Raw genomic sequence first — 9,280 nt, 5'->3', positions numbered from 1 at the left:
TCAATCCTTTTCTTTTTTAATATCTAAAAATTGTTTTATTCTACAACTTCCATTTCTACGTTTAATGTTCCCGCATTAATAGAACCTATAGAAGTAAACGCTGCTTTACTCAAATCCAATAAACGAGATTTTGTATGAGGTCCTCTATCGTTTATTTTTACAACAACAGATTTTCCGTTATTTGTATTGGTTACTTTGACTTTTGTACCGAATGGTAAAGTTTTGTGGGCTGCAGTTAAGTTATTTTTGTTATATAACTCGCCACTAGAAGTTTTTTTACCGTGAAATTTATCAGCATACCATGATACAATTCCACTTACTTTTTTTCCAGCTTTTTCAACAATTTCCGAAATCGCAGTGTTATCTGTTTTATTAAAATCTGAAAATTTATTGATTAAATTAAGTTTCAAATTTTTAGTTATAGTAACTGGTAACGGATTTTCTATTGAAAAGTTTGATTTTCCTTTAGCTTGAGCCATTGGGATAATCATCAGCATTACTAATAATGTTAAAATATTCTTTGTCATTCTTTAGTTCTTTCTGAATCTTTATCTAAAATAAGCATAATAGATTTTGTTTGTACATGCATAGTTTTTTCTAATGATTTTCAGAAAATAAAAGAGACCTAAATGTCTATGTTTAGTAGCTTTAGAAAGAAATGTTAACTATAAGTTAAAAATATAGTCACTTATTAAAATTTTTAAGAACTATTTACAATTATTGTCTAAATAATTATTAATCAATTTATTAACTTTTTAACAAGTGAATGCTAAATTAAATGACGCGATTAAGATGTTGATTTAAGATATTTTTTAATCCAGTAAAACGCATAATTTGTTGAAGAATTTGACTCGTTTCTTCAATTGATAATTCAGGATTTTTTGTTTGATGCATCAATTCTTTAATCATATTATCTATGTAAATAATTTTGAAGCGAAGTAAAACATCAAATAAATCTTTGTGCACAAATTCTTCTTTTTTCTTAATATTGATGCCTTGTTTTACTGTCCAGTTTTCGCTTAAACTATGCTTTTCTAACATCATTTCCGAAGCAAGCTGTACAATTTCTGGATTGGTTAATCGAGAAAAATAGGTTCCTGTTCGCAATTCATCATTTTCTAAACCAACTTTCACTTCTTCTAAAATAGATTGATAAAGCGGATTACTCAAACTCAGTTCGTTTTCATCAAATTGAGAAATGATTTCTTGGTTAACTGTTGTTTTATATAGCTCGTTGTTCTCGTTCTTCAAATCAACTTCCAAATCACCAAATTGCATAATCAACTTAATAATTTCATTTTCTACAGTTTGTTGAACATTGATGACTTCCTTTGTAGACGGAACAACCGAAATAGCAGTTTTTTTTGTTCGCGCATTATCGATAATATGAGAAGACGAAGAAGTTGATTTATCGCCAGAATTTTGCAATTGAGCCAATTCTTTGAACAAAACTTCTTCTCGAATTTCCATAATTTTAGAAGTTTCTGCAATGTAAACTTCTTGCTTGATAATATTTGGAATAAGTGAAATCGATTTGACAATTTCTCTAATTAATTCAGCTTTTTTGATAGGATCATTCTTCGCATCTTCCAACAAAACATTTGCCTTGAAACGAATAAAATCGGAGGCATTTTCTTTTATATACGCTTCGATTTCTGTTGTCGAATGTTTTTTGGAAAACGAATCTGGATCTTCGCCTTCTGGTAACAAAAGAATTTTGACATTCATTTCTTGTTCCAAAATCATATCAATTCCACGGAAAGATGCTTTGATCCCAGCATTATCACCATCGTACATCACAATGATGTTCTCTGTCAAACGTTTTATCAAACGAATTTGTTCATTTGTAAGCGCTGTTCCAGAACTCGCTACTACATTTTGAATTCCTGCTTGATGCAACGACAAAACATCTGTATAACCTTCGACCAAAAAACATTGATCGGCTTTTGTAATGTGTTGTTTTGCCTGAAATAATCCGTAAAGCGTTTTACTTTTATGGTAAATTTTATTTTCGGGAGAGTTTAAATATTTAGCAGCTTTGGCATCATTTCGCAAAATTCTTCCACCAAAACCTAATGTACGTCCCGAAAAACTATAAATAGGAAACATAACACGTTCGCGAAACTTGTCATATTTCTTATTATCTTCTTTGAAAGTTGCTAAACCAGCTTCTTCAATTAATTCTTTCGAATAACCATTTTTTAAGGCATATTCAGCAAAGGCATCCCATTGTTTTGGTGAATAACCAAGTTCAAATTTGTCGATGGTTTCTTTGGTAAAGCCACGTTCGCGGAAATAACTTAATCCAATCAAATTTCCTTCTTCCGAATTATGCAATTGATTAGTAAAGAATTTCTTCGCAAAATCAGTCAAGATATATAAACTTTCGCGGTCTTTTTCCTCTTGTTGTTGCTCAAAAGTATATTCACCATCTTCTTCAATCTCGATGTTATAACGTTTTGCCAACCATCGCAACGCTTCTGGATAAGTAAATTGTTCAACTTCCATCAAAAAAGTCACAACATTTCCACCTCTTCCAGAAGAAAAATCTTTCCAGATTTGTTTGGCAGGTGAAACAACAAAAGAAGGTGTTTTTTCGTTCCCAAAAGGCGAGAGTCCTTTTAAGCTAGAACCTGCACGTTTTAAGTTTACAAAATCACCAACAACTTCTTCTACACGAGCTGTTTCGAAAATTATATCTATCGTTCTTTGAGAAATCAAATTGAATTATTTTTTAGAATTATGTAAACAAATTAATTCTCAAAATTAAAACAAATTCTTTACTTGGCTTCATCTTTTCAAAACCTTTGTAGAAATGTATTTTAACATTTTTGAGATTTGGTATGATATTCGTTTATTAGACTGAAACTTGAAATTAAATTTTATGAAATCAACAATTTTAAAAATATCTTTTTCAGCAATTTTAGCAACAGGATTCTTAACATCTTGTTCTACTGTTAATAACGTGATAGGTAATACTGAAAACACAAATAACAACTCTATTTTAGGAAAATGGGAGTTGAGCCAAATCAATTTTATGAAGGCAGGTTCTATTGCAGAAGCTTATCCAATGGGAACTCCTTACCTTAATTTTATTTCGAATAGTATGTTAAATGTTTCGGATGGTTGTAACACTTTGAATGGAGGAGTTACAATTTCTGGAAATGAAATTACATTTGGTAATATGATGTCTACGATGAAAGCTTGTCAAAATGTAGAAGATTCTAATTTCAGTTCAAAATTAAACGGAAAATTAAAATACTCTATTTCAGATAATAAATTATTATTAATTCAAGGAGATATTGTCATCATGACTTTTGTTCGTCCTGGTAATTTAGCAGGTTCTTGGGAATTAGAAGAATTTATTGGTAAAGATAGAAGTGCCAAAACATTAGATGATCGTTTCCCAAATCAAAAACCTAGATTAACATTTCAAAATAACAAGGTTTCTGGTAATGATGGATGTAATAATTTGATAGGTGCTTATGTAGCAGTTGGTAATTCATTGACAGTAAAAAACATCGCCACTACGCGAATGGCTTGTCAAGGTGTAGATTATGATGCTTTTGGAGAGCGTTTTAATAATGTAAATAAATACGAAATTGTAGACGGAAAATTAGTTTTGTTTGCAAATGATGTTAAAACAATGGTTTTCAAGAAAAAATAATGAAATTCAATTTATAAATCATTAAAGCTGTCATTTTTTGACAGCTTTTTTATTTTTATATTTGTAGACTTTTTAAAAGGAGAGAAAGATGAAATTTCCACAAACACATCAATTAAAAGATATAGCATCAATTATCGATGCAAAATTTATTGGAGACGAAAATTTTCCAGTAGAAGGAATCAATGAAATTCACCGTGTAGAAGCGGGAGATATAGTTTTTGTTGATCATCCAAAATATTATGATAAAGCGTTACAATCGAATGCTACAATTGTTTTGATAAACAAAGAAGTTGATTGTCCAGAAGGAAAAGCTTTGTTGATTTCTGATGATCCTTTCCGTGATTTTGTCAAAATTGGACAACATTTTATGGCGTTTGAAGCTGCTACAAAACAAATTTCTGATTCTGCAGAAATAGGTGAAGGAACAATTATTCAGCCAGGCGCATTTATCGGAAATCATGTCAAAATTGGAAAAAATTGTGTGATTCATTCTAATGTTTCAATCAATGATTATGCAATTATCGGAGATAATGTAATTATTCGTTCGGGAACAGTTTTAGGAGCTGATGCATTTTACTACAAAAACCGTGAAACAGGTTTTGATCGTTTAAAATCTGTCGGAAATGTTATCATCGAAAATAATGTAGAAATTGGTGCGAATTGTACGATAGATAGAGGAGTTTCTGCTTCTACAATTATTGGAGAAGGAACAATAATGGATAATTTAATTCAGATTGGTCACGATACAATTATTGGTAAAAAATGTTTGATTGCTTCGCAAGTTGGAATTGCTGGTTGTGTAAATGTAGAAGACGAAGTTTCTATTTGGGGACAAGTTGGGATTACAAGTGGTGTAACAATCGGTACAAAAGCGGTATTATTAGCACAAGCAGGAGTTAGTAAATCTCTGGAAGGAGGAAAAACATATTTTGGTTATCCAGCTGAAGAGGCTCGAGGATTGTATAAAAAAATGGCTGTCACAGAGATAATGGTTCGCGATTACAAGAGAAAATAAAATTATCTATAGAAAATATTTTATAGCCGACCGTTTGGTCGGCTTTTTTATGATAAATATCTTATCCTTTTTTGTCCTATTCCAATAAAGATTTAGTGTATTTTTTACATTGAATATTTTTTAAAATGCAAAACTCCTTTTATATTTGTGTAAATTAAAAATCACAATGTCTGTATTAGTAAACAAAGATTCAAAAATAATCGTTCAAGGTTTCACAGGGAAAGAAGGAACTTTTCATGCTGAGCAAATGATTGAATATGGAACACAAGTAGTAGGTGGTGTAACTCCAGGGAAAGGAGGACAAACTCACTTAGGGTTACCAATTTTTAACACAGTAAAAGACGCTGTTGATCAAGCAGGAGCAGACGTTTCTATTATTTTCGTTCCACCAGCATTCGCTGCTGACGCTGTAATGGAAGCTGCAGAAGCAGGTATCAAAGTAATTATTTGTATTACAGAAGGTATTCCAGTAGAAGATATGGTAAAAGTACAAGCGTATGTTGATCAAAGAGATGTAACATTAATCGGACCTAACTGTCCTGGTGTTATCACTTCTGAGGAAGCAAAAGTTGGTATTATGCCAGGTTTCATTTTCAAAAAAGGTAAAGTTGGTATCGTTTCTAAATCAGGAACTTTAACTTACGAAGCTGCTGACCAAGTTGTAAAAGCTGGTTACGGAATTTCTACAGCAATCGGAATTGGTGGAGACCCAATTATTGGAACTACAACGAAAGAAGCTGTTGAATTATTTATGAATGACCCTGAAACTGAGTGTATCGTAATGATTGGTGAAATTGGTGGACAATTAGAAGCTGAGGCTGCTCGTTGGATTAAAGCAAATGGAACTAAACCAGTTGTAGGATTTATCGCAGGACAAACTGCACCAAAAGGTCGTACAATGGGACACGCTGGAGCTATCGTTGGTGGAGCTGATGATACAGCACAAGCTAAAATGGCAATTATGGAAGAATGTGGAATCCATGTTGTTGCATCTCCTGCTGATATCGGAGCTACAGTTGCAAAAGTTTTAGGATAAGAATATTCTTAATCAAAATAGTAAGGAACTCAAATTTGAGTTCCTTTTTTTATTTTAAAATTCTTGTTATGCAATAAATATTATATGTAATCAATACAATCAATAATACTCCTAAACACATTAGTAATAAATCAAATCGCCCTTGAAATTTATTTGAAAAATCGATTTGTATTAACTCTTTATTTTGATATTTTAAAGCTTGTATTGATATTATTTTCTTATTATTTAAATGAGAATAAAAATAAGGTTGTGCCAGTTTTTTGATTTTGTAATCATTATCCTCTTTAAAAATTTCGAATTCAATCAAATTATTTTGATGATTTTTTTTAACAAATTCATATCCATTAATTTTATTGAAATTTTTATATTGTAAATTGAAATTTATTTGATGATATTCTTTTAATTTAAAGATTAAATATTCTTTTCGATTTTTCCTTTTTCCACTAAAATCTATTTCTGGCTGATAAGCCATATGACCTTTAATGGTTTTGTATTCTTGTATTTTATCAGGATGATAATTTTCTATGCTAAAAGATAAAATAAATATTATTAAAGAGGAGAAAATCAATAATGTAATTATAATATATTCTTTTTCTACAAAACTTATTTCAAAATCTTCATTCTTTTTTATTTCAGGATATTTAGTTTTTAAATAAGATAGAATCTCATCAAACACATATTTATTATGAACTTCTTTAATACGACAAACTATTTTATTATCAGCATACAATTGAATTAATTGTCCATTAGATTTCCTTTTATAAGAATCTTTATATTCACCATTTGTAATACTAAAGCTTGTGAAATCTATCGCTTTCTTATATATTAAATTAGTATAAATAAGTCTGTTGTTATTAAATTCATAAGACTCTTTACTATTACTAATTATAAAATAAAGTTGAACTATAATAAGTCCAGAAATTAAAAAATAATTGAAAGCGCTATATCCTATTAATATAAAAAAGAAATAGGCAACTACTGAAATTAATGTGACAATTTTCCTTAGAGCACTATCTTCACTTGAAGGAATAAAATGGGTATTAAATTTTATCATTACAAAAACTCGTCTTCATCATCAAAATCATCTTCCATTTCGTCATCGTCTGGAGGATAATCTTCGATAAAAACTTTGAATAATCTTGGACAAATGATTTGCAAATTGGTTAAATTTTCGTCATCCCAATCAAACTCAGGTTTTGGAGATTTTTCGGTATAAAATTTAAAACATTCTTTGTCTACAAAATCAATAATTTTGTGTTCGAATTTTTCGTAGAAAACATTATCAGCGATTAAATGAAAATCTTCAAACTCATATAAATCATCTTCGTTGAAGCCTTCGTCAAAATAATCAGCTAAATAATCAGGATTCAAAATTGCTTTTTCAAACAATTCTTGTCCTTGCGAAATAATCCAATTTTTGAAATAATAGAAATGTGTTGGATCTGTATCATCATTCATAATACATGCTGCACACCATATTTCAGGCGAATGTAATGAATAGGAGTAGAACTCTAATCGAAGTTGAAAACCAATAATATCCTCGGCAGTTAGATCTTCTAATTCTTGTGCCAAAGCCTTTTCTTGATCTTGCAAATTAATGGCATTGAGCAAAGAATTTTCTATAATTTGCCAAAACAAATCTTCTTCGAGCATACGCGAAATGCGCTCTGTGGGAAGGGTTGAAGAGTTAAACAAATCATCTAAAAAATCCATATTTCTACTTTTTAGTTTGTATTAAGTTGGTTTTGATTCGTAAAAAATTATCTAATGTTTTATTTCTTAAACCTTTAATTGATAAAACATTTTAATAAAATCTTTTTTTAATTTATAAATAAAATATGATGAAACCTATTAATTTTTAAACTATTTACAATTTTTAAGGTAATTGTTTGATTTTGTTTAAACTAAAAAAAGTCTAATTCGAAGTGGAATTAGACTTTTTGGTTTTAAATATTTTACTCAATAATATGCGGAACAAAACGACTTTTATCGGTTGTAATAAATTGGTCACTTTCGCGGAACGTAATTCCACACGATTCTTGTCCAATAATCCAACTTCCGATAATGGTATAACCTGTTTCTTCATGATGTAAATTAGCCAAAGCTTGATAAATAAAACCTTCTTCGTCATATTCTCCTGAAGTTTGCTCCGAAATAGTTCCGTTTTTTACAATTTCTACATTTGCACCTTCACGAGATAACAATGGTTTTTTGACATAATTCTTCATCTCTTTTGGTGAATCTGTATAAGCTTCTAATAATAATGGATGATCTGGATACAATTCCCATAAAATTGGTAAAATAGCTTTGTTCGAAAGAATCATTTTCCAAACAGGTTCTATCCAATTTGCGTTGATTTCATCATTTTTGATGTTGTATGCAAACAACTCGTCCATCATCCATTCCCACGGATAAAGTTTGAAAATATCTGTAATAGGTTCTTCTTCTAAATCAACAAAATTGACATTATTCCAACCGATTTCGTCTACATAAATTAATTTGGTATTAATTCCGGCCTGTATCGCGCAATCTCTGATATATTCGATATTCGTCAAATCTTCTAACGATTCTCTTACACAAGAAAAATGTAAGGTTTCACCTTTCAAATAAGGTTTTAACATTTTCCATGTTTCAATTAATTTATCATGAACAGAATTGAATTGATCTTTCGTTTCTCCAAAATAATTTTCCATCCAAAGCCATTGTACAACACCACATTCGAACAACGAAGTTGGCGTATCAGCATTGAATTCTAACATTTTCAATTGATCATTATCATATGCAAAATCAAAACGTCCATAAATACTTGGCGCATCATTTTCCCATGTATCAATCAAATAAGGTTGAATAAATTTTGGAATTTTAAATTCGTCCAAACGATTATTTAGAATCACATGTTCGACAGCATTCAAGCACATTCCCCACAATTCGTTTGTCGCTTCAAAGATTTTATCCGCTTCTTTTTCCGAAATAGAATAGTAATAATCTTCTACCCAATAGGTTTGTTTATTTTCGTCTGTATGATAACCAAAGCCGATATTTTCTAACCTTTTTTGCCAGTTTTCGTCCGCTTTTATTCTTTTTAATTGCATAAAATTAGTTTAAGATGAAACTGAACGAGAAGAAGCAGATTTTCCGAATCCACCGCGAACAGTTTGACTTTTATACGCTTGCGCTTTTGCCGCGTTTGTTCCGACATTAGATTGTTGATGCAAACCTTGACTTGCATAGCCCATTCCGCCACCAGTTAAGCTACGAAAAGCCATAAACCACAGTAACGAACTTCCCATTCCGCCGTGATGCGAACCACCAGAATGCGACGAATAATTTGACGTGACATCTGTGTAAGGTGCAGTAGAATCTGCACGCATATATACCTTTTGTGCATTGTTTGTAACAGGCGCTTCTTCACGATTCATACACGAACTAAGAACCGACGAAATTAACACTAAAGTCACGACTTTACTTGCTCTTTTTTCTCTTTTATTCATGATAGATTATTGAATAGTTACGTAAATAGGAATTTTGGTAGAATCGGTAGGTGTATATTGTTTGTGCGTAA

Annotated in this window: 9 protein-coding genes; 3 read left to right on the top strand and 6 right to left on the bottom strand. The window is 30.7% G+C overall.

Annotated elements, in window-relative coordinates; translation table 11 throughout:
• Positions 1-35: 35 nt before the first annotated feature.
• Positions 36-527 (bottom strand): septal ring lytic transglycosylase RlpA family protein, encoded by a 492-nt coding sequence (locus B4E95_RS01730; RefSeq protein WP_219035263.1) that lies wholly within the window; start codon positions 525-527, stop codon positions 36-38.
• A 247-nt stretch (positions 528-774) separates the two neighbouring features.
• Positions 775-2,721 carry a DNA primase gene (gene dnaG, locus B4E95_RS01725; RefSeq protein WP_291062763.1) on the bottom strand — a complete coding sequence of 649 codons (1,947 nt, stop codon included), beginning with the start codon at positions 2,719-2,721 and terminating at the stop codon, positions 775-777.
• Between the two features lie 163 nt (positions 2,722-2,884).
• Between dnaG and B4E95_RS01720 the strand changes: the two genes are divergently transcribed.
• The 3 genes from B4E95_RS01720 (at position 2,885) to sucD (ending at position 5,718) form a co-directional block, all read left to right on the top strand.
• Entirely contained in the window at positions 2,885-3,667 is a 783-nt protein-coding gene (locus B4E95_RS01720) for an META domain-containing protein (RefSeq protein ID WP_286496022.1), read from the top strand.
• 88 nt (positions 3,668-3,755) lie between these two features.
• Positions 3,756-4,682, top strand: coding sequence for a UDP-3-O-(3-hydroxymyristoyl)glucosamine N-acyltransferase (locus B4E95_RS01715; RefSeq protein ID WP_114999484.1), 927 nt, complete (start codon positions 3,756-3,758; stop codon positions 4,680-4,682).
• Positions 4,683-4,848: 166 nt separating this feature from the next.
• Positions 4,849-5,718 carry a succinate--CoA ligase subunit alpha gene (gene sucD / locus B4E95_RS01710; RefSeq protein WP_038337297.1) on the top strand — a complete coding sequence of 290 codons (870 nt, stop codon included), beginning with the start codon at positions 4,849-4,851 and terminating at the stop codon, positions 5,716-5,718.
• 49 nt (positions 5,719-5,767) lie between these two features.
• On the opposite strand, the gene B4E95_RS01705 is transcribed toward sucD, so the two are convergent.
• The 4 genes from B4E95_RS01705 to B4E95_RS01690 all read right to left on the bottom strand — a co-directional run bounded on the left by B4E95_RS01705 (position 5,768) and on the right by B4E95_RS01690 (position 9,209).
• Positions 5,768-6,772, bottom strand: a complete 1,005-nt coding sequence (locus B4E95_RS01705) for a hypothetical protein (RefSeq protein ID WP_291089440.1) — start codon at positions 6,770-6,772, stop codon at positions 5,768-5,770.
• Positions 6,772-7,431, bottom strand: coding sequence for a DUF4240 domain-containing protein (locus B4E95_RS01700; RefSeq protein ID WP_291062769.1), 660 nt, complete (start codon positions 7,429-7,431; stop codon positions 6,772-6,774). Before B4E95_RS01700 ends, B4E95_RS01705 begins: the two co-directional genes overlap by 1 nt.
• Before the next feature lie 242 nt (positions 7,432-7,673).
• Positions 7,674-8,810 (bottom strand): glutathionylspermidine synthase family protein, encoded by a 1,137-nt coding sequence (locus tag B4E95_RS01695; RefSeq protein ID WP_291089437.1) that lies wholly within the window; start codon positions 8,808-8,810, stop codon positions 7,674-7,676.
• Positions 8,811-8,819: 9 nt separating this feature from the next.
• Entirely contained in the window at positions 8,820-9,209 is a 390-nt protein-coding gene (locus B4E95_RS01690; RefSeq protein ID WP_125349731.1) for a hypothetical protein, read from the bottom strand.
• Between the last annotated feature and the right edge of the window lie 71 nt (positions 9,210-9,280).

The organism is Empedobacter sp. UBA7494 (assembly GCF_002478465.1).
GTDB classification, from domain to species: domain Bacteria; phylum Bacteroidota; class Bacteroidia; order Flavobacteriales; family Weeksellaceae; genus Empedobacter; species Empedobacter falsenii_B.
This window is presented reverse-complemented; position numbering and strand designations above follow the sequence as displayed.

Bases quoted from the DNA above. Each gene is read 5' to 3' on its own strand.
- B4E95_RS01730 (WP_219035263.1), bottom strand. From the start codon at position 527: ATGACAAAGAATATTTTAACATTATTAGTAATGCTGATGATTATCCCA.
- B4E95_RS01720 (WP_286496022.1), top strand. From the start codon at position 2,885: ATGAAATCAACAATTTTAAAAATATCTTTTTCAGCAATTTTAGCAACA.
- B4E95_RS01715 (WP_114999484.1), top strand. From the start codon at position 3,756: ATGAAATTTCCACAAACACATCAATTAAAAGATATAGCATCAATTATC.
- sucD (WP_038337297.1), top strand. From the start codon at position 4,849: ATGTCTGTATTAGTAAACAAAGATTCAAAAATAATCGTTCAAGGTTTC.
- B4E95_RS01705 (WP_291089440.1), bottom strand. From the start codon at position 6,772: ATGATAAAATTTAATACCCATTTTATTCCTTCAAGTGAAGATAGTGCT.
- B4E95_RS01700 (WP_291062769.1), bottom strand. From the start codon at position 7,431: ATGGATTTTTTAGATGATTTGTTTAACTCTTCAACCCTTCCCACAGAG.
- B4E95_RS01695 (WP_291089437.1), bottom strand. From the start codon at position 8,810: ATGCAATTAAAAAGAATAAAAGCGGACGAAAACTGGCAAAAAAGGTTA.
- B4E95_RS01690 (WP_125349731.1), bottom strand. From the start codon at position 9,209: ATGAATAAAAGAGAAAAAAGAGCAAGTAAAGTCGTGACTTTAGTGTTA.